The following is a 19,048-nucleotide window of genomic DNA, read 5'->3' as shown; positions in this document are numbered from 1 at the left end:
CGGGGCGGTGGGGTCAGTTCTCCCGGAAGACCTTGAACTGGGAGGCCTGGGCCCGCGGGCGGATGGTCATGCGGTCAATGTTCACGTGCTCGGGGCGGGTGGCCATCCAGGTGATCGCGTCGGCGATGTCGTCGGCCACCAGCGGCTGTGCCACCCCGGCATAGACCTTGTCGGCCTTGGCCTGGTCGCCGTGGAAGCGGGTCAGGCTGAACTCGTCGGTGTGCACCATGCCGGGGGCGATCTCGGTCACCCGGATGGGCTTGTCGAACAGTTCCAGCCGGCAGGCCTCGACGATGGCGCGCTCGGCGGACTTGGCGCCGCAGTAGCCCGCCGCGCCCTCGTAGGCTCCGTCGGCCGCCGTCGAGGTGACGAAGACGATGGTGCCCGCGGCCTTCTCCAGGGCCGGTAGCAGCGCCTTGGTCACCTTCGCGGTACCGAAGACGTTCACCTCGAACATGGTGCGCCAGGCCTCCAGATCCCCGTCGCTGACCGGCTCCAGACCCACCGCGCCGCCGGCATTGTTCACCAGCAGGTCAAGCCGGCCGCCCAGTTCTTCGGCCAGGGTGGCGACGTCGTCGTCCTTGGTGACATCAACCTCCAGCCAACGGCCACCAATCTCGTCGGCCAACGCCTGGATCCGTTCCGTGCGCCGGGCGACGCACCAGACGGTGTAACCCTCGTTGGCGAGCCGGCGGGCCGTGGCGGCCCCAATCCCCGAGCTAGCCCCTGTCACAACTGCAGTCCTGGTCTCCATGAAGCCGATTCAACCATGCCCAATCTCGCCGGGCTTGCGTCCGGTGCGGGTCGGGGCTCCCCGATAGACTCGCACCATGACCTACAAGCTGATCCTGCTTCGCCACGGCGAGAGCGAATGGAACCAGAAGAACCTGTTCACCGGCTGGGTGGACGTCGACATCAACGAGAAGGGCGTCGGCGAGGCCAAGAAGGCCGCCGAGCTGCTCATGGCCGAGGACCTGCTGCCCGAGAAGCTGCACACCTCGCTGCTGCGTCGCGCCATCCACACCGCCTACCTGGCGCTCGACGGCTGTGACCGGCACTGGATCCCGGTGGAGCGCAGCTGGCGCCTCAACGAGCGCCACTACGGCGGTCTGCAGGGCCTGGACAAGGCCGAGACCCTCTCCAAGTACGGCGAGGAGCAGTTCATGGCGTGGCGCCGCAGCTATGACACCCCGCCGCCCGTGCTGGACAAGGACGCCGAGTACTCGCAGTTCAACGACGCCCGTTACGCGGACATCCCCGAGGCCGAGCGTCCCCAGACCGAGTGCCTGAAGGACGTCGTGGCCCGCATGCTCCCGTACTGGGAGAGCAACATCAAGCCGGACCTGGCCGAGGGCAAGACCGTGCTGGTCACCGCCCATGGCAACTCGCTGCGCGCCCTGGTCAAGCACCTGGACGCCATCAGCGACGAGGACATCGCCGGCCTGAACATCCCCACCGGCATCCCGCTGTACTACGAGCTGGACGAGGACTTCAAGCCCGTCATCAAGGGCGGCAAGTACCTGGACCCGGAGGCCGCCAAGGCGTCCATCGAGGCCGTGAAGAACCAGGGCAAGAAGTAGTCATTCGGGGGCGTCCCGCCCCCAAACCCCCTGGCGGGATTGGGATTGTGCCCGGCCATCCACTTCGGTGGGTGGTCGGGTTCTCCTTTTCGTGACCTCGCTGCGCTCGCAGAAGAGAATGAGAAACCCGGCCACCAGGAAGCTGGTGGCCGGGCACGATCTCAACTCCGTCAGGGTTTGGGGGCGGCGCGCCCCCAATGTCAGGCGTTGGGCCAGTTCTCACCCTCGGGGGCCTCGCCGGTGATCACGTAGATGATCCGGCGGCCCATGGCGACGGCGTGGTCGGCGATCCGCTCGTAGTAGCGGCCCAGGAGAGCAGCGTCGACGGCCTTCTCCACGCCGTGGCCCCAGTCGTCGGCCAGCAGCACCTTGAACTGCTCGGCGCGCAGGGCATCCATCTCCTCGTCGTGCTCGGCCAGTTTGGCGGCCTCCTCGACGTCGCGGTCGTCCAGGGTGCGGCCGGCGGCGGCGATCATCGCATCGGCCAACTCGGACATGCGGGTGAAGTTGGCCACCAGATCCTCGGGGACGGCGTGCTCGGGGTAGCGCAGCCGGGCGATCTTGGCGACGTGGGCCGCCAAGTCACCCATTCGGGCCAGCTCGAAGACCATCCGCAGGGCCGCGACGATGGTACGCAGCTCACCGGCAACCGGAGCCTGGCGAGCCAGCAGCTGGAAGCACTGGCGCTCGATCTGCTCGTGCATGGCGTCGAGCCGCGAGTCGTCCGCGATGACGCGTTCCGCGGTCCGCAGGTCGGCCTGCAGCAGAGCCTTGGTGGCGTCGTGCACGGCGGTGCGCACATTGCTGCTCATGCTCACCAGCTGGTTGACGACGTCGTTGAGTTCTTCGTGATAGGTCTCGCGCATTGGAGAGTGCCTTCCTCGGTGGATTGCGATTGCTCGCGCCATGACATCCTGCCACCTTTGGAGCAGGCATCGGGGACGAGGTTAGGCATGTGCTGCTGACAGGACGCGGACGGGGAGTTTCCAGAAGGTGAACAGTCGGGAAATGGTTGCTCCCTCCACTGCCTCACCGCGACTGTCTCCCGTGGTCAAGCGTCATATGCTGGGGTGGTGATGACAGTGGTCTGGGCCGGGGTGGGGCTGCTGCTCGGACTTGTCCTGGGAGCAGCGGCCATGTGGTTGTGGCATCGCTCGGAGGAGCGCTTCGCGGAGATCGAACAGCCGGTGCGAACCAGACCCACCGTCGTCGAGCCGCAGGTGGTGGAGGTGGTTAACCTGTTGCGCTCGGCCGCCATGGTGATCGGCCCGCACGACGAGGTGCTGCACAGCAATCCGCAGGCCCGTTCCCTGGGAATGTGCCGAGGTGACCGGATCCTGATCAACAAGGTCCTCGACGAGGTCCGCAGCGTGCGCTTCAGCGAGGATCCCGTGGTCTTCGACACCGAGGTCTCCCGTGGCATCGGCGCCCCCTCCCTGCACCTCAATGTCCGGATCGCGCCGCTGGGGGACACCACCCTGCTGGTGCTGGCCGATGACCGCACCGCACTGTTGCGCGTGGATGAGACCAGGCGAGACTTCGTCGCCAATGTCGGTCACGAGCTGAAGACGCCGATCGGCGCCGTCTCCCTGCTGGCCGAGGCCGTGGAATCCGCCGCGGACGACGCCGACGCCGTTCGTCGGTTCAGCACCCGGATGCAGGGGGAAGCCGCCCGACTGGGCGAGCTGGTCACCCAGATCATCGACCTGTCGCGGCTGCAGGCGGACGACCCGATGCTGCGTGCCGAGCCCGTGCTGATCCGTGAGGTGATCAACCAGGCGCTGCAGCGCAGCCGGGAGCTGGCCACCAAGCAGGCGATCAATCTGGTGCGGGCCGGCAATGAGCAGCTCATCGTGTTGGGCGATGAACAGCAGCTGGTGGATGCCGTGGCCAACCTGGTGCAGAACGCCATGGTCTACTCCGATCATGGGGCCCGGGTGGTGATCACCACCAACACGATCGACGAGGACGGCGACGACTTCGTCGAGATCAGCGTTGCCGACAACGGCATCGGGATCAGCCCGGAGAACCAGCAGCGGATCTTCGAGCGCTTCTACCGGGTTGACTACGGCCGCAGCCGGGAGAATGGTGGCACCGGCCTGGGCCTGTCCATCGTGAAGCACATTCTCGCCGTACACGGCGGATCGGTGAATGTCTGGAGCAAGCTGGGACAGGGCTCCACCTTCACCGTCCGGCTGCCGCTGGAACCCGTTGCCACAAGCCAGCCCCCCAGGGCGCAGGACCACGAGGAAGATTCCGAAAGGGTGTCATGACGCGCGTATTGATCATCGAGGACGAGGAGTCCTACCGCGAGGCGACGGGCTACATGCTCCGCAAGGAGGGCTTTGAGGTCAGTGACGCCGCCGACGGCGCCAAGGGCCTGGCCGAGTTCGAGCGGGTCGGTGCCGACATCGTGTTGCTGGACCTGATGATGCCCGGCATGCCCGGCACCGAGGTCTGCCGCCAGCTGCGTTCCCGCAGCAATGTGCCGATCATCATGGTCACCGCCCGCGACGCCGAGATCGACAAGGTGGTCGGGCTGGAGTTGGGAGCCGACGACTATGTCACCAAGCCCTTCAGCCACCGCGAACTGGTGGCACGCATCCGCGCCGTGCTGCGCCGCGGCCAGGAATCCGAGCTGGTGCCCGAGCTGGTCGAGGCCGGCGGGGTCCGGATGGACGTCGAGAGGCACGAGGTGACCGTCGACGGCGAACCGATCCGGCTGGCGTTGAAGGAATTCGAGCTGCTGGAACTGCTGCTGCGCAATTCTGGCCGGGTGATGACCCGCGGCCAGTTGATCGACCGGATCTGGGGCGCCGACTATGTGGGTGACACCAAGACCCTGGACGTGCACGTCAAGCGGCTGCGGGCCAAGATCGAGCGCGACCCGTCCAACCCGACGCTGTTGGTGACGGTCCGGGGCCTGGGCTACAAGTTCGAGGGCTGAGCGCCCCAGACGAGCAAGAACCCCGACGCATCGGCGTCGGGGTTCTTGCTTGTCTGGATGGTCGTCAGGCCTTCGGGGTGGTCAGGCCAGCGGACTTGGCGTCCAGCACCGGCACGGTCAGCGTGAGCGGCGCGGCCTTGCCGAAGGTCAGCGAGATCTGGGTCATGCCACCGGCCTTCACATCGCCCTTGACCACCATCTTGGAATCGGCCAGGTTCACATTCTGGGCGGCGGGCAGTTTCACGGCGGGTGCCGCGATGGTCAGCGGGCCGGCCTGGTCGCCATTGGCCTTCAGGGCGGTGCCGGAAACCTTGGTCAGGCTGTCCTCGGCGTTCGCGATCAGGGTGCCGGCGAGGTGCATCGAGCCACCGTCGCTGACCACCATCAGGTTGCGGACCTTGACGCCGGCAGCGTCGGTCTGGACACCAGCGGCGGGCTGGTAGGGCTCCAGCGTCTCGTAATTGGCGCAGCCGCTCATCCCAAGGCCCAGCGCCAGGGCGGCGGCGACGGCGACGGGGCGAAGGCGGGCGGCAGAAGCAGACATGCTCATCGTCAGTTGGTCCTTTTCGGTGTCCGGACGGATGCGATCAGACTAGCCATTTTCCTTCCCGGGCGCCTGCCCCGGGGGCAACCTGTGCCAATCCTCATGCCGATGCGGTCTTCTCCGGCGCATATCACAGCAGATTTGTCAAGACCTCGCGAGATGTCTCATTACCGCTTGACAAGGAAAGATGCAAGTCGGTGGGGGCTGGGGTCGTGCTAGAATGGTCCGCGGGAAAGGGGTTGCAAATAATATGACTTTTACGGTCGGTGAGACGGTGGTGTACCCCAATCATGGGGCTGCTGTCATTGAAGACATTGAAACCCGCAAGATCAAGGGCGAGGACCGCCTGTACCTGGTGCTGAGGATCATCGGGCAGACCGACCTGGTGGTGAGGGTGCCGGCGTGCAACCTCGACCTGGTGGGTGTGCGCGACGTCGTCGACCAGGACGGTCTGGAGAAGGTCTTCTCCGTGCTGCGCGCGCCGCACACCGAGGAGCCCACCAACTGGTCTCGTCGCTACAAGGCCAACCTGGAGAAGCTGCACAGCGGCAATGTGCTCAAGGTGGCCGAGGTCGTGCGTGACCTGTGGCGCCGGGAGAAGGAGCGCGGCCTGTCCGCCGGCGAGAAGCGAATGTTGGCCAAGGCCCGTCAGATCTTGGTCTCCGAGCTTGCCCTGGCCGAGAAGGTCGAGGAGGATCGCGCCGAGGTCATGCTCGACGAGGTGCTCGCTTCCTGAGCCTGTGCGTGACCACAGTGCTCTAGAATCAACATCATGAATGAACCGGTCGTTGCCCTCGTGGTGGCGGCCGGTTCTGGTTCCCGGCTGGGTGGCGAGGTGCCCAAGGCCCTGGTGGAGATCGGCGGCAAGCCGCTGGTCCGGTGGTCGGTCGAGGCACTGGCCGCGGGCGGCTGCGAACGTGCCGTCGTCGTGGCCGCCGCCGCTCTGGTGGACGACTTCGCCGCGGTGCTGGCCGGCGTGCCAGTGCCGGTGGAGATCGTCGTCGGGGGAGCGCGACGGCAGGACTCGGTGGCCAACGGCTTGGCAGCCGCCGGGGACCGCGGCATTGTCCTGGTGCACGACGCCGCCCGGCCCTTCGTCCCCGTCGACGTGGTCCGCGGCGTGCGCGACGCGGTCTCCGGCGGGCAGGTCTGCGTGATCCCCGTCGTCCCGGTGGTGGACACCATTCGGCGACGTACCGGCCCCGAATCGTCCGAGGTGGTGGACCGCTCCCAGCTGGTGGCCGTGCAGACGCCCCAGGGCTTCGACCTGGCCACGCTGCGCGAGGCCCACGCCGAGGCCGCTCGTCGCGGGCTGGAGGTGACCGACGACGCCGCGATCTGTGAGGCGCTCGGCCACCCAGTCTGTCTGGTCCCCGGCTCCCGCGACGCCACCAAGGTCACCGAACCCTTCGACATCCTGGTGGCCAGCGCCATCGCCACCAGCAGAGCCCAGGAGCAGCCATGAGCGTCCCCTTCCGCACCGGGATCGGCGTCGACGTCCACCAACTCGTCGAGGGTGAGCAGATGCACTGCGCCGGACTGCACTTCCCCGACGAGCCCAGGGGGCTCTCCGGCCATTCCGACGGTGACGTGGCCTGCCACGCCATCTGCGACGCCCTGCTGGGCGCCGCCGGGTTGGGCGATCTGGGCTCCAACTACGGCACCAGCGAGCCCGAATGGGCCGGGGCCAGTGGCGTCGCCTTCCTGGCCGAGACCGCCCGACGGGTGCGCGCCGCGGGCTACCAGATCGGCAATGTCAGCGTGCAGGTGATCGGCAACCGTCCCCGGCTGGCCGCGCGTCGGGAGGAGGCGCAGCGGGTGATGAGCGAGGCGCTGGGCGCGCCGGTCAGCCTGGCCGGCACCACCACCGACAAGCTCGGCCTGACCGGCCGTGGGGAGGGCGTGGCCGCGATGGCCACCGCCCTGATCGTCGTCGTCTGAGGTCAGCGGACCTTCGACGGCGGCGCGGTGAAGGTATTGCACTGACCCACCGAGCCGCCCTTCAGGCCGGCATTGGTCCACAGCACCCGGCTGGCGCCCGAGCCGTGGTTGCCGACGTAGTTGGCCTTGCCGGTCAGCACGTCGTCGCCGATCGAGTGGAAGAGCCTGGCGACATTCTCCAGCTCTTGGTCGCTCATCTGGGTGGAGGTCTGGATCGAGCCCAGGAACTGCCCGGCGAAACAATCCGCCTGCACCTCGAGGCGTCGGCTGAGCTCCAGTGCGGTGGACTTGTTGGACTTCTCCTCCCAGGCCAGCTCCGAGACCAGGATGGCGCTGCGCGCCTGCACCGCATGGCCGAACTCGTGGGCCACCACGCTCTCGGTGATGAAGCGGGAATCGCGCAGGCTGCGCGGCACCATCCGCGGCAGGTCCTCGGCGTAGTAGACCTGCTGGTCGGCGCCGCAGTAGACCGCATTGGCCGCCGGCAGCTTGCCGCACTTGGTGGTGACCGCCCCGGAATAGACCGTCACGCTGGGCCGCACCGGGGTGAAGCCGGCCTTGGTCAGCGGTTCCTCCCAGACCCGCATCAGGCAACCCATCATGTCGTTCAGGTGGGTGGTCAGTTCCTCGGTGGAGGCGTCGGTCATGTTGATCGAACGCATCTCACAGCGCACCGGGCGGGGGACGTCGGTGGCGTAGAGCGGATTGTCCTTGAGCAGGCTGGTGGCCTCCTCATAGGTCTCCGGCTGGGGCAGGCCCGGGGGAGTCCGGTCCACCGGCGGCACCTGGTAGTCCTCGTTCTGGTAGTTGGCGTCCGGAGCGGAACCCCGCGGCTCGCTGCTGGCGGTCGGATTGCTGGTGCCCTGGCCGGAACCATCGGTCGGCTGGTCGGTGGGAACCGGTTGTGTGGCCACCGAGGTCGGCTGGGGTGCCGGCACCTGATCGGCGACATAGCTCAACAGGAAGCCCAGCATCGTCAACGCCAGGAAACCCAGTACGGCCAGCAGGAAGAGCGCCTTGAGAAAGGTGACCAGCGGATTGCGACGACGCTTCGGCGGCCGGCCATAGGCCTGCCCCGGGTAGGGCGGCTGGCCGGTGGGGTACTGGTAGTTGGGGCGCTGCCAGCCCATCTGCTGCTGCGGCGGCTGCTGGGCCCACGTCCCGTGCGGAGGCGGTGGGGCACCCCATGGACTGCCCTGGGGCGGGCCCCACGGGTTGTGCTGCTGGTTACCCCACGGCTGTTGTGTCACGCCTAGAGACTAACCGCAGGCCGGTCCCTCACGCCTGCCGTGACCGTCCCGGCGTGGCCGGCTGGCGATTGTCGGCATAGTCGATGCCGCAGGCCAGCCCGCTCAGACCACGACGACTGACCAGGATCGCGAGCACCGCCACCCCGGCCCAGACCAACCCCAGGATCCGGCCCGGCATCGTCGGCTGACCGAAGACCAGCACCGCCACCGGCACCAGGGTCACGAAGGGGCGCAGCAACCGACGTCGACCCGACGGTGCCGCACCGCAGGGACCCACCGGGCGCAGATAGGTGGTGCGCTGACCCATCGATGAGCCGTCGCCGCTGAAGGAGACCAGGGCGAAGCCCAGCGCCAGCAGGTCCGCCACCAGCATCACCGCGCGCCACAGCCGGCCGGGGTCCTGCCGTGAGGCCAGGCCGGTGGCCGCCATCAGCAGGGCCAGGAGGAAGCCCAGCACCGCCAGAGCCACCAGGAAGTACGCCGCATCCAGTGCCTGGCCCAGCCAGCGTCGCCCCTTGTCCACCTCGCGTGCCCGGTCGGCGTCGGCCTCCAACTGGTCAGTCGACGGGAAGAGCCGGGGGAAAAGCAGGGCCAGCGCAATCCCGACCAGCGTGCCGGTGGTGTTGGTCACCAGATCCACCACGTCGGCCAGCCGGTAGGCGCAGGGAAAGACGCCGTACACGCCGGTGTACTGGGTGAGCTCGATCAGCAGGCAGACCCCCATGCCCACCAGCACCGTGCTGAGCACCTTCCACTCCATGATCCGACGGCCAAACCAGCCCAGCGGCACGAAGAGCACCACATTGAAGACCAACTCCAGCACCGTGTGGTCCAGCAGGGCTTGGCGCAGGGTCAGGCCGCGGGTGCCGCGGCGGACCCGGGTGATCGCGTCTGTGACATCCAGGTTGAGGCTTTGACGGTGCGCGCAGTACTGCTCGGTGAGGGTGCCCGGGTGGGGCAGTGGGAACATCGTGTAGGCCACCAGCGCGGAGCAGTAGACCAACAGCGCGCCCAGCAGTCCCAGCCGGAGCTCCGCGATCTCGCCATAGCGGCGGTACTGCCAGATGACCACCGGCAGGAAGAGCACGATCGACAGGATGCCGCCGGCCAGCAGCGAGTTCAGGGCATTGGTGAGCACCCGACCACTATCGCCGGACCCACCGCCACGACGCCAACCGGGCCGGTCGGTGGCCAGGGCTGTGCAAAGCTGGTGTCCGTCACCGACCCTTCCAGAAAGGTCCGCGCGTGTCCGTTGCACGTCACCTCACCACGCCCGTCCGGCTCTGCGCCGCGGGACTGCTCGGCGCCACCCTGGGCCTGTCCGGCGTCGGACAGCCGATCGCCCACGCCGAGACGGTCGGCAACACCGTGCAGGTGGACGGTCGGCTCACCCCCGACGGCCGACTGGACGTCACCCAGACCATCACCCTTGCCGGTGGTGCTCCCGCGACCTTGGAACAGCGGATCGACACCACCGAGGACGTCCTGGACAAGGCGCACTACGTCTTCCAGATCAATGACGTCATCGCCAAGGCGGGCACGACTGACCTGTCGCCCATTATCAGCGCCGACGGCGACGACGTGGTGATCAGCGTGGAGACCGCCAAGGCAGCCAAGAAGCCGATCACCATCAGCTACTCCGTGATCGGGGCCGCCCGCGACGGGGCCGACGTCACCGGCGTCGCTGCCCGCACCGAGGTGAAGTGGCGGATGCTGCAGGGGCTGAACGTGCCGGTCAAGCAGGTCACTGGCACCGTGCAGACCCCCGGCACCATCAGCTTCGTCAATTGCGAATCCGGCCCGGTCCAGAGCCTCAGCCCGTGCACCACCTTCGGTGGCGGCACCCACGGCTCCCCGCAGCCAAGCTTCACCGACGGACCGCGCGCCGCCAACGAGGTTGCCGTGCTCGACTTCGCCCTGCCCGCCAGCGTGGTCAAGCCCAATGCCACCATCGAACACCGCTGGTCGCTGGACAGGGCCTTCAGCGTGAACCGCAACACCCTGCTGGCCTCCTTGCTGCCGCTGCTCCTGGGCGGCGCCGTGCTCTGGATGCTGCACCGCCGCACCGGCCGCGACGCCGGCAGCCGTGAGGTGACGCCGGTGGCCGAGTTCACCCCCGTCGGGCCTGGCCAGAGTCGGTTCACCGTGCTGCGCGACGTCCGCCCCGGCCACATCGGCACCGTCGCCGACGAACGCGTCGACCCGATCGACGTCACCGCCACGCTGCTGGATCTGGCCGCCCGCGGCTGGCTGCGGATCGTCGAACTGCCCCGTGAGGGCGAGCACAAGCCGCTCGACTGGACCTTCGAACGGCTCAGCGGAGGCGAGGACGACCTGTGCGGCTACGAACAGCGGCTGCGGGACGCCGTCGCCCCGGCCGACGGCCCCGCCGCCGTCGTCTCGGCCATCTCCGAGGCCGTCACCCCCGTGGTGGAGCAGGTGCAGCACGAGCTCTACCAGGACGTGGTGCACCGCGGCTGGTTCGATCGCAGCCCCGAACAGACCCGCAGCACCTGGACCCTGCTCGGCTGGGGCCTGCTGGCCGCGGCCATCGCCAGTACCATCGGGCTGGTGCTGTTCACCACCTTCGGCCTGGTCGGCTTCACCCTGACCGCGCTGGCCCTGGGCGCGCTGATCGTCGCGCAGGAGATGCCACGCCGTACCAGCCGGGGCTCCGCACTGCTGGCCGGGCTGTCCGCGCTGGCCTCCCAGCTGCGGACGCAGCCCACCAACCAGCTGCCGGCCGGCGAGGAGTACCGGGAACTCTCCCGGATCCTGCCCTATGCCGTCGTGCTCGGCGGCCGGGAGCGCTGGGTGAAGGCACTGGTCGAGGCCGATGACGACGACGATGCCGACGGCACCGACCTTGACTGGTACCACGCTCCCGGCGACTGGCACCTGCGGGACCTGCCGGACTCGCTGAACGCCTTCATCGTGACGGTGCAGGGACAGTTGTTCGGCCGCTGACGCGAGAACGCAAGAACGGGCCCCGTCATCACGACGGGGCCCGTTCTGTTGTTCGTGGCTCAGAGCTCGAGCCCGGGGTAGAGCGGGAACTTGCCCAGCAGTTCCGCCGAAGCATCCTTGGTGCGCTCGGCGACGCCGTCGGCCAGGGCGTACTTGGCCTTGCCCGGCTTGCCGGTGCTGGCGGTCACCGGGGTGGTGTTCTTCAGCACGTCGACGATCAGCTCGGCCACCCGGTCGAACTCGTCGGCACCGAAGCCGCGGCTGGTGAGCGCCGGGGTGCCGATCCGCACGCCGGAGGTGTACCAGGCGCCGTTCGGGTCGTTCGGGATCGAGTTGCGGTTGGTGACCACGCCGGAGTCCAGCAGGGCGCTCTCCGCCTGACGACCGGTCAGCCCGAAGCTGCTGGTGACGTCGAGCAGGTTGAGGTGGTTGTCGGTGCCACCGGTGACCAGCTTCACGCCGCGCTTCATCAGGCCCTCGGCCAGGCTCTGCGCGTTGTCGGCGACGTTCTGGGCGTAGGCCTGGAAGCTCTCCTGGCGGGCCTCGGCGAAGGCGACGGCCTTGGCGGCCATCACGTGGCTCAGCGGGCCACCCAGCACCATCGGGCAGCCCTTGTCGATGGAGGGGGCGTACTCGGCGGTGCTCAGCACGAAGCCACCACGCGGGCCGCGCAGCGACTTGTGGGTGGTGGAGGCTACGACGTCGGCGTAGTCAATCGGGTTCTCCTCGCCGGTGAAGACCTTGCCGGCCACCAGCCCGGCGAAGTGGGCCATGTCGACGAACAGGGTGGCGCCCACCTCGTCGGCGATCTCGCGCATCTTCGCGAAGTTCACCCGACGCGGGTAGGCGGAATAGCCGGCGATCAGGATCAGCGGCTTGAACTCCTTGGCGTCTGCCCGCAGCTTGTCGTAGTCGATCAGCTGGGTCTCGGGATCCGTGCCGTAGGAGCGCTGATGGAACATCTTGCCGGAGATGTTGTGGCGGAAGCCGTGGGTCAGGTGGCCGCCCGCGTCCAGGCTCATGCCCATCACGCGCTGGGAGGCGAAGGTCTTGCGCAGCGTCTCCCAGTCCTCCTCGGACAGGTCGTTGACGGTCTTGGCGCCCAGGCGCTCCAGCTCGGGGCTCTCGATCCGCTTGTTCAGGATCGCCCAGTAGGCCACCAGATTGGCGTCGATGCCGGAGTGGGGCTGCACATAGGCGTACTCGGCCCCGAACAGCTCGCGGGCATGCTCCGCGGCGACGGTCTCAACGGTGTCGACATTCTGGCAACCGGCGTAGAAGCGGTGCCCGGCCGTGCCCTCGGCGTACTTGTCGCTGAACCAGGTACCCATCGTCATCAGGGTGGGCAGGCTCGCGTAGTTCTCGCTGGCGATCAGCTTGAGGCTCTCACGCTGGTCGGTAAGCTCCTGACGGGTGGCCTCGGCAATTCGCGGCTCCACGCCACCGATGATGTCGAGCATGGTGCGGTAGGCGCTGGCTGCGGTGCTGTTGGTGGAAGCGACGTCGGTCACGAGGACTCCTGAACATGGAGGCGATTGGGACGCATCCCAATCTATCGCCTTGGGCATCTCGATCCATGGGCCCGACCAAAGTTCACGGGAAGTACTTGACGATATGGAAAGTACTTTCCATGCTGGAGTCATGACCGAGATGAGCCAGTTCGGCCGACTGACCGCGGACGATCCGCGCTGGTACGTCGCGATGCTGCCGCTCACGCTCGCCAGCCTGGTCACCGGCCTGCTCTTTCTGGGTCAGGGGATCGCCCGTCCCAGGGCACTGTGATGGCCAGCCCCCGCACTCGGCTGGACGACGTGATCCACTCGCCGGTCAGGTTCAGCATCATGGCGGTGCTGTCCAAGGCCGACCGGGCGGAGTTCGCCTTCGTCCGCGACGCCATCGAGGTGAGCGACTCCGTGCTCTCCAAGCAGGCCAGCGCCCTGGAGGCGGCCGGCTACATCCGGATCGAGAAGGGGCACGTCGGCAAGCGCCCGCGCACCTGGTTCGTCGTCACCAGCAAGGGCGACAAGGCCTACCGCGCCCACGTCGCCGCCCTCCGGGAGCTGGTCGACGGAGCTGTCTGATGGGCGGGGCGTGAGGTCACAGAGACAGGGCGGCCATCAGTTCTGGGATGTCGGTCGTGGCAGCATTCCGGATGAAGTCGATGTTGATCCCGACATACTGGTGGGCCAGCCGGTCGCGCATTCCTTGATCTCGATCGGCAGGTCCTTGGCGGCTTCCGAAACCCTGATCAGCAGATAGCAGACCGCATCCTGCACCATGGTGTTCGTCATGAATTCCTCCTCGCCAAGTGCTACCAAGGCGGCCAGACGAGCTGCGGACTCCTTGATGACCGACCGGGGGGCATCCAGCTGCTGGAGCTCAGTCTGCTCTGGGGAGAGCTGTCCCTCGCGCCAATGCCCGGTCACAGGGGTACGGCCTCTGCGCGGGCACGGTCGATCACGGGCGTGGAGCCTTTGTCGCTGACGAGGTCAACCGGGAAGCCCAAGAGGTCCGAGAGTTCGTCCGCCAAGCTGAAAGCCCTGATGCCGAAATCGTCCGGGAAGTCACACAACAGGTCCACGTCGGAATCCGGGGTGTCGGTGCCGCGGGCCACTGACCCGAAGACCCGCACATTTTCCACGCCCAGCCGCGAGAGCTCGGTCAAGACTTCGTCGGCATGCTCCCGCAGTGCGTCGCTGGGGCGCCGATCGACGACTGTCAGCTGCTTCCCCAGGCGATTCAGCAGACGGCTTGCCATCTGGGTGGTGGGAGTCATGCTCCCCGATTCGATTCGCAGGACCGTGGAGGTCGGGACGGCGCATTCACGCGCAAAGGCACTCAGGCTGAGGCCGCGGCGCGTCCGTTCGGTTCGGATGATCTCGGCAACATCCATGCACACAGGCTACGGCTGTCGTTGCGGATATGCAACGACTCCTCAGCCCAGCATGGTGCGCCAGACCTCGGTGAGGTAGTCGATCTGCACCGGGCCGTGGGCGTCGGCCTCGTCCAGCACGGCATTCCAGCGGGCGAGGCGCTCCGCACGGGTGGCCCCGTCGGCCACCAGCCAGGCGGAATGGGTCTTGTGCAGCTCCAGGAAGTCGTCGCCGGTCATCGTGCGCTGCCACGCGACGTGCTTGGACTCGAAGGGCATGAACTGTTCGCCCGGGTGCGGGTCGCGCTCCGGGGAGTCATTGAGCTGGATGCCGCGGGGCGCGCTCTGCACCTCTTCGAAGGCCTGTTGCCAGGGCTCGGTGGCCTGGTCGGCATTCCAGGCCATGGCGAGGCTTCCGCCGGCTACCAGGACCCGGGCGATCTCGGCACCGGCCACCAGGGGGTCCATCCAGTGCCAGGCCTGACCCACCACCACGGCATCCACACTGTCATCGGGCAGCGGCAGTGCCTCGGCCGAGGCCACGTGCGTCTCCGCTGCCGGATGGTTGGCGCGCAACACGTCGAGCATCTCCTGCGACGGGTCCACCGCCACCACGTCGAGTTCACGGGCCACCAGGGCGTCGGTCAGCTTTCCGGAGCCCGCGCCCAGATCCAGCACTCGCTGCGGTGAGCGCCCCGTCAAGGCATTGTGCGGCAGCATCCACTCGACCACCTCGAAGGGGTAGTCGGGACGCAGCCGGTGGTACTCCTGGCCGATGGACTGGAAGCTCTGGGCGCGCTGCTCGCGGTTCTCGATCTGCATGCTCAACGGCAGCGGCTGATCTCGTAGAGCGCGATCGACGTGGCCACGGAGGCATTGAGGCTCTCCACAGCAGACGTGATCGGGATGCTCGCCAGATGGTCGCACTTGTCCCGGGTGAGCCGGGCCAGGCCGTCGCCCTCGGAGCCGACGATCACCACCAGCGGCCCGTCGACGCCGGGGATCCCGCCGATCTCCACGTCGCCCTCACCGGCCAGCCCGACGATGGTGAAGCCCGCTTTCTGGAAGCTGTCGATGGCGCGGTTCAGGTTGGTGCACATCCCCACCGGGATCCGGGCGGCCGCACCGGCCGACGACTTCCACGCCACGGCGGTCAGCGAGGCGCTGCGCCGCTCCGGGATGAGCACGCCCTGCGCGCCGAAGGCGGCGGCGGAACGGATGATCGCGCCCAGGTTGTGCGGATCGGTGATCCCGTCGCAGAAGACCACCAGCGGCGACTCCGACTCCAGCGCCGCCGACATCAGGTCGTCGGGGTGGGCATAGTCGTAGTGCGGCAGTTGCAGCGCCAGGCCCTGGTGCACGGCCCCACCGGTCAGCCGGTCCAGCTCCGCGCGGGTGATCTGCAGCAGCGGCAGGGAATTCTCCGCAGCGAACTTCAGCACGTCGGCCAGCCGGGAATCCCGCTCGGCACCCTCGGCGACGTAGATGCTCTTCACCGGCATCCCGGCCTGCAGCGCCTCGAAGACCGGATTGCGGCCCACCACCCATTCGGCGCCCACCTTGCCGGCCGGCTTCACCGAACGCTTGTCGGTGCCTTGGCGTCGGGCCAGCTGCTCCTTGGTGGTGCCCGGCTTCACATTGCCCTTGTAGGCCTTGTGGTACGGGCGATCCTCCGCCTTGGGTGTCGGGCCGCGGCCCTCCAAGCCCTTGCGGCGACGCCCACCGGAACCGGCGGTATTGCCCTTGCCCTTGGTCGTCGCACCGCGACGGCTCGAATTACCTGCCATGGGTCACTTCTCCAGTTCCCAGCGAGCACCCTCGGGGGTGTCGGTGATCTTGAGGCCGGTGGCGGCCAGGGTGTCGCGGATCGCGTCGGCCGCGGCCCAGTCCTTGTTCTTGCGTGCCTCGGCGCGCTGCGCCAGCAGGTTCTGCACCAGGGCGTCGACTACGGGTTCCAGGTCGGCGTCGCCCTCGCCCTCCAGGTGCGCCCACTCGTCGGCGTCGGGGTCGAGGCCGAAGACGTCGAGCATGTCGCGCACGGCCCGCAGGTGCTCGCCCACTGCGTCGGCATCCTTGGCGGCGATGGCCTTGTTGCCCTTGCTGATCTCGTCGAACAGCACGGCGACGGCCTTGGGGGTGCCCAGGTCCTCGTCCATCGCCTCGGCGAAGGCCTGCGGCAGGGCGCGCTCGCCGAACCAGGCGAACTGTGGCCCGTCGCCGAGCGCCTCCCGGTTGACCGCGACGGCCCGTTCCAGGAAGGAGTCGATCCGCTCGATCGCCTTCTCCGCCTCCACCAGCGAACCGCGCGACTCCTCGTCGGCGGGGGAGAACTCGATCATGCTGCGGTAGTGCGGTGCCAGCAGGAAGAAGCGCACCGCGCGCGGGTTGTAGGTCTTGGTCACCTCGGTGACCAGCGCGGTATTGCCCAGCGACTTGCTCATCTTCTCGCCGGCCATGGTCACCCAGGCGTTGTGCATCCAGTACTTCGCGAACGGGCGCCCGGCCGCGGTCGACTGCGCCAGTTCGTTCTCGTGGTGCGGGAAGCGCAGGTCCAGGCCGCCACCGTGGATGTCGAAGGCGTCACCGAGGTACTTTCCGGCCATCGCGGAGCACTCGATGTGCCAGCCCGGACGGCCGCGGCCCCACGGGGAGGGCCACGACGCGGTCTCGGGCTCGCCCTGCTTCCAGCCCTTCCACAGGGCGAAGTCGCGAGGGTCACGCTTGCCGCGCGGGTCGGAATCCTCGGCGGCCTCCATGTCGTCGGCCTTCTGGTGGGACAGGCGGCCGTAGGCGGGCCAGGACTTCACGTCGAAGTAGACGTCGCCGGACTCATCGGGCGCCGGGTAGGCGTGGCCCTTGTCGATGAGTTCGGCGATGAGCTCGACCATCTCCGGGATGTGGCCCGTGGCACGCGGCTCGTAGCTGGGCGGCAGGCAGCCGAGCGACCGGTAGGCGGCGTGCAGTTCGTTCTCGAAGCGGTAGGCGTGCGCCCACCACTCGACGCCGGCCTCGGCGGACTTGGCGAGGATCTTGTCGTCGATGTCGGTGACATTGGCGACGATGGTCACCTCGCATCCGCTGAAGGTCAGCCAGCGCCGCAGGACGTCGAAGACCACCTCCTTGCGGATGTGGCCCAGGTGCGGGGCGCTCTGCACGGTCAGGCCACAGTGGTAGATCGACACCTTGCCCTCGTGGAGGGGTTCGAAGTCGGTCAGTTGGCGCGTGGCGCTGTCATACAGGCGAAAGTTCACCGCGCCAGTCTACGGGACCGGGCACGGCCAGTCCCCAGCATGATCAGCGCAGCCGATCCTGGCGTTGGGCCAGGAAGATCACCAGCGCGGCAATCCAGCAGATGCCGGCGAAGAGCCAGGCGCCGACCGGGATGCTGGAGGTGCAGACCTGCTCGGGGCTGGGGGAGCCGTCGGCCAGCGAGAGGCACTCGGTGGTGCGGGCCAGCAGGAGCGGCACCAGTCCGGTGATGAACAGCATCGCGGGGGCCACCCAGATGGGCAGCTCGCGGCGGGACGGGTGGGTAGGCATGGTCAGGACTTCGCCTTCGCTCGCAGGGCAAAGATGTCGAAACCGCCGAAGGGTGCGGGGGTCTCCTCGGTCTCGTCGAGGCCATCCTCCCACGGGTCATAGGGCTTGTCCTCCACCTCGTCCAGGTAGCCCTGGGAAGGGTCGAAGGGATTGGCCAGCACTCGATTGCCCTCGGCGATCTGCTCCATCGCGTCCTCGGCGATCGCCTCGTCGGGCAGATTGCGCATCACATCCTGGATGTAGCCGTGGGCGGCATCGATGGTGGAGACCTCGTATCCATTGCGCTGGCTGGCGTACCAGCGGTAGTCGAGCACCTCGTGGAAGAACTGCGCGGCATCGCGCTTGCCCGCCAGATCCGGCGGGATGCAGGCCACGGTCGGTTCGAAGATCTGGGTGAGCCACTGGTGCGCCACCTGGGATTCGTCGACGTGCTGCTGGTTGGTGCGCGCCCGGAAGGTGTCCAGATCATTGAGCAGCCGTCGGGCCTGGTTCTCCTCGGTGTCCAGCCCGGTCAGGCGCATCAGGCGACGGGAATGGTGCCCCGCGTCCACCACCTTGGGTTGGATCCGCACGGTGTGGCCGTCGGCCGAGGTGGTGATGTCCAACTCCGCGACGTCGAAGCCCAGCGCATTCAGTCGACGCACCCGGGACTCGATCCGGTGCAGCTCATTGCCGCCGAACTCTTCGACACCGGTCAGCTCCGCCCACAGCTCACGGTAGCGGCTCTCGATGGTCTCCACCAGGTTCAGCGGGTCGAGTGCCTCGTCCAGCAGGCCGCCGGCCTCCAGGTCCAGGAATTCGCCGAACAGGTTGGTGCGGGCAATCTGCAGGTCGTGCTCGCGCTGGCCCTTGGTCAGCTCGTCGTGCAACTCGCCGGTCTCGGCGTCCACCAGGTAGGCGGCGAACGCCCCGGCGTCGCGCCGGAAGAGCACATTGGACAACGAGACGTCGCCCCACAGGAAACCCAGCAGGTGCAGCCTGGCCAGCAGCACCACCAGCGCGTCGATCAGCCGCATCACCGTGTCCTGCCGGACGCCCGAGCTGAACAGACTGCGGTAGGGCAGGCTGAACTGCAGGTGGCGGGTGATCAGCACCGGGTCGAGCGGTTCGCCATCGTCGCCGATCCGGCCGGTGACCACGCCCAGCGGCTCCACCGCCGGCGTGCTCAGCCGCATCAGGTCGTGCAGCATCCGGTATTCGTGGATCGCCAGGTGCTCGATCACCTCCTTGGCGGCATAGACCTGGTCGCCCACGGTGATGAAGCGCACCACATGCCGGGAGATTCCTCGGGGCAGGGCGACGAGCTGTTCCGTCGGCCAATTCGCCAGCGGCGTCCCCCAGGGCAGGGGGATCAACCGGGCGTCGGGTTTGGCGGACAGGAAGCGAGGCACCCCTTCATAGTGCCAT

General features: G+C 67.9%; 22 protein-coding genes and 1 pseudogene. 9 read left to right on the top strand and 14 right to left on the bottom strand.

Translation table 11 applies throughout. The annotated features are described in order from the left end of the window. Positions 1 to 13: 13 nt before the first annotated feature. The gene (locus tag AAEX57_RS10875) at positions 14 to 754 is read right to left on the bottom strand and encodes an SDR family oxidoreductase (RefSeq protein WP_342092162.1); all 741 of its coding nucleotides are present in this window, start codon (positions 752 to 754) and stop codon (positions 14 to 16) included. A gap of 76 nt (positions 755 to 830) precedes the next feature. Here AAEX57_RS10875 and AAEX57_RS10870 point away from each other — a divergent pair, with 76 nt between their 5' ends. Then, positions 831 to 1,580, top strand: coding sequence for a phosphoglyceromutase (locus tag AAEX57_RS10870; RefSeq protein ID WP_342092163.1), 750 nt, complete (start codon positions 831 to 833; stop codon positions 1,578 to 1,580). Positions 1,581 to 1,780: 200 nt separating this feature from the next. Here AAEX57_RS10870 and phoU read toward each other — a convergent pair whose 3' ends face one another. Continuing rightward, complete coding sequence (gene phoU, locus AAEX57_RS10865) at positions 1,781 to 2,446, bottom strand: phosphate signaling complex protein PhoU (RefSeq protein WP_342092164.1); 666 nt, start codon at positions 2,444 to 2,446, stop codon at positions 1,781 to 1,783. Positions 2,447 to 2,656: 210 nt separating this feature from the next. Between phoU and AAEX57_RS10860 the strand changes: the two genes are divergently transcribed. Further along, positions 2,657 to 3,853: a sensor histidine kinase gene (locus AAEX57_RS10860; protein ID WP_342092218.1), complete on the top strand. Its 1,197-nt coding sequence runs from the start codon at positions 2,657 to 2,659 to the stop codon at positions 3,851 to 3,853. After that, positions 3,850 to 4,527 carry a response regulator transcription factor gene (locus AAEX57_RS10855; protein ID WP_342092165.1) on the top strand — a complete coding sequence of 226 codons (678 nt, stop codon included), beginning with the start codon at positions 3,850 to 3,852 and terminating at the stop codon, positions 4,525 to 4,527. The genes AAEX57_RS10860 and AAEX57_RS10855 overlap by 4 nt, the downstream gene beginning before the upstream one ends. A gap of 64 nt (positions 4,528 to 4,591) precedes the next feature. On the opposite strand, the gene AAEX57_RS10850 is transcribed toward AAEX57_RS10855, so the two are convergent. Next, entirely contained in the window at positions 4,592 to 5,077 is a 486-nt protein-coding gene (locus AAEX57_RS10850) for a hypothetical protein (RefSeq protein ID WP_342092166.1), read from the bottom strand. A 244-nt stretch (positions 5,078 to 5,321) separates the two neighbouring features. Between AAEX57_RS10850 and AAEX57_RS10845 the strand changes: the two genes are divergently transcribed. Genes AAEX57_RS10845 through ispF form a run of 3 tightly spaced genes read left to right on the top strand, consistent with a single transcriptional unit; the run spans position 5,322 to position 7,012 of the window. Further along, complete coding sequence (locus tag AAEX57_RS10845) at positions 5,322 to 5,807, top strand: CarD family transcriptional regulator (RefSeq protein WP_342092167.1); 486 nt, start codon at positions 5,322 to 5,324, stop codon at positions 5,805 to 5,807. Positions 5,808 to 5,843: 36 nt separating this feature from the next. Next, positions 5,844 to 6,536 (top strand): 2-C-methyl-D-erythritol 4-phosphate cytidylyltransferase, encoded by a 693-nt coding sequence (gene ispD / locus AAEX57_RS10840; RefSeq protein WP_342092168.1) that lies wholly within the window; start codon positions 5,844 to 5,846, stop codon positions 6,534 to 6,536. After that, positions 6,533 to 7,012, top strand: a complete 480-nt coding sequence (ispF, locus tag AAEX57_RS10835; RefSeq protein ID WP_342092169.1) for a 2-C-methyl-D-erythritol 2,4-cyclodiphosphate synthase — start codon at positions 6,533 to 6,535, stop codon at positions 7,010 to 7,012. Before ispD ends, ispF begins: the two co-directional genes overlap by 4 nt. Positions 7,013 to 7,014: 2 nt before the next feature. On the opposite strand, the gene AAEX57_RS10830 is transcribed toward ispF, so the two are convergent. Together AAEX57_RS10830 and AAEX57_RS10825 are read right to left on the bottom strand one after the other, a co-directional pair. Continuing rightward, a complete protein-coding gene (locus AAEX57_RS10830; protein WP_342092170.1) occupies positions 7,015 to 8,262 on the bottom strand; it encodes a neutral zinc metallopeptidase in 1,248 nt (415 codons plus the stop codon). Between the two features lie 28 nt (positions 8,263 to 8,290). Further along, a complete protein-coding gene (locus AAEX57_RS10825; protein WP_342092171.1) occupies positions 8,291 to 9,400 on the bottom strand; it encodes a VanZ family protein in 1,110 nt (369 codons plus the stop codon). Positions 9,401 to 9,507: 107 nt separating this feature from the next. On the opposite strand from AAEX57_RS10825, the gene AAEX57_RS10820 reads away from it, so the two are divergent. Then, positions 9,508 to 11,229: a DUF2207 family protein gene (locus AAEX57_RS10820; protein ID WP_342092172.1), complete on the top strand. Its 1,722-nt coding sequence runs from the start codon at positions 9,508 to 9,510 to the stop codon at positions 11,227 to 11,229. Positions 11,230 to 11,288: 59 nt separating this feature from the next. Here the strand turns inward: AAEX57_RS10820 and AAEX57_RS10815 are convergent, their stop codons facing one another. After that, entirely contained in the window at positions 11,289 to 12,740 is a 1,452-nt protein-coding gene (locus AAEX57_RS10815) for a glycine hydroxymethyltransferase (RefSeq protein WP_342092173.1), read from the bottom strand. A gap of 130 nt (positions 12,741 to 12,870) precedes the next feature. On the opposite strand from AAEX57_RS10815, the gene AAEX57_RS10810 reads away from it, so the two are divergent. Both AAEX57_RS10810 and AAEX57_RS10805 read left to right on the top strand, forming a co-directional pair. Then, positions 12,871 to 13,011, top strand: a complete 141-nt coding sequence (locus tag AAEX57_RS10810; RefSeq protein WP_342092174.1) for a hypothetical protein — start codon at positions 12,871 to 12,873, stop codon at positions 13,009 to 13,011. Continuing rightward, a complete protein-coding gene (locus AAEX57_RS10805; RefSeq protein ID WP_342092175.1) occupies positions 13,011 to 13,310 on the top strand; it encodes a winged helix-turn-helix domain-containing protein in 300 nt (99 codons plus the stop codon). Before AAEX57_RS10810 ends, AAEX57_RS10805 begins: the two co-directional genes overlap by 1 nt. A 16-nt stretch (positions 13,311 to 13,326) precedes the next feature. Here the strand turns inward: AAEX57_RS10805 and AAEX57_RS16245 are convergent, their stop codons facing one another. The 8 genes and pseudogenes from AAEX57_RS16245 to AAEX57_RS10770 form a co-directional block, all read right to left on the bottom strand. Continuing rightward, positions 13,327 to 13,431 carry a HepT-like ribonuclease domain-containing protein gene (locus tag AAEX57_RS16245; protein ID WP_446721138.1) on the bottom strand — a complete coding sequence of 35 codons (105 nt, stop codon included), beginning with the start codon at positions 13,429 to 13,431 and terminating at the stop codon, positions 13,327 to 13,329. Between the two features lie 17 nt (positions 13,432 to 13,448). Further along, positions 13,449 to 13,655 (bottom strand): annotated as a pseudogene (locus tag AAEX57_RS10800) (HepT-like ribonuclease domain-containing protein); the annotation flags it as partial. Beyond that, on the bottom strand, positions 13,652 to 14,122 hold the full coding sequence (locus AAEX57_RS10795; RefSeq protein ID WP_342092177.1) for a nucleotidyltransferase domain-containing protein: 471 nt from the start codon (positions 14,120 to 14,122) through the stop codon (positions 13,652 to 13,654). The pseudogene AAEX57_RS10800 and the gene AAEX57_RS10795, both read right to left, overlap by 4 nt. A 42-nt stretch (positions 14,123 to 14,164) precedes the next feature. Beyond that, entirely contained in the window at positions 14,165 to 14,923 is a 759-nt protein-coding gene (locus AAEX57_RS10790) for a class I SAM-dependent methyltransferase (protein ID WP_342092178.1), read from the bottom strand. A gap of 2 nt (positions 14,924 to 14,925) precedes the next feature. Then, the gene (gene rlmB, locus AAEX57_RS10785) at positions 14,926 to 15,888 is read right to left on the bottom strand and encodes a 23S rRNA (guanosine(2251)-2'-O)-methyltransferase RlmB (protein ID WP_342092179.1); all 963 of its coding nucleotides are present in this window, start codon (positions 15,886 to 15,888) and stop codon (positions 14,926 to 14,928) included. Positions 15,889 to 15,891: 3 nt separating this feature from the next. Next, positions 15,892 to 17,352 (bottom strand): cysteine--tRNA ligase, encoded by a 1,461-nt coding sequence (gene cysS, locus AAEX57_RS10780; RefSeq protein WP_342092180.1) that lies wholly within the window; start codon positions 17,350 to 17,352, stop codon positions 15,892 to 15,894. A 43-nt stretch (positions 17,353 to 17,395) separates the two neighbouring features. Continuing rightward, positions 17,396 to 17,641 (bottom strand): hypothetical protein, encoded by a 246-nt coding sequence (locus AAEX57_RS10775; RefSeq protein ID WP_342092181.1) that lies wholly within the window; start codon positions 17,639 to 17,641, stop codon positions 17,396 to 17,398. Positions 17,642 to 17,643: 2 nt separating this feature from the next. Next, positions 17,644 to 19,032, bottom strand: coding sequence for a DUF4032 domain-containing protein (locus AAEX57_RS10770; protein ID WP_342092182.1), 1,389 nt, complete (start codon positions 19,030 to 19,032; stop codon positions 17,644 to 17,646). Positions 19,033 to 19,048: the final 16 nt, after the last annotated feature.

It is taken from the genome of Luteococcus sp. H91, assembly GCF_038433135.1.
Taxonomy (GTDB): domain Bacteria; phylum Actinomycetota; class Actinomycetes; order Propionibacteriales; family Propionibacteriaceae; genus Luteococcus.
Note: the sequence above shows the minus strand (reverse complement) of the source record. Positions and strands in the feature narration are given on the sequence as shown.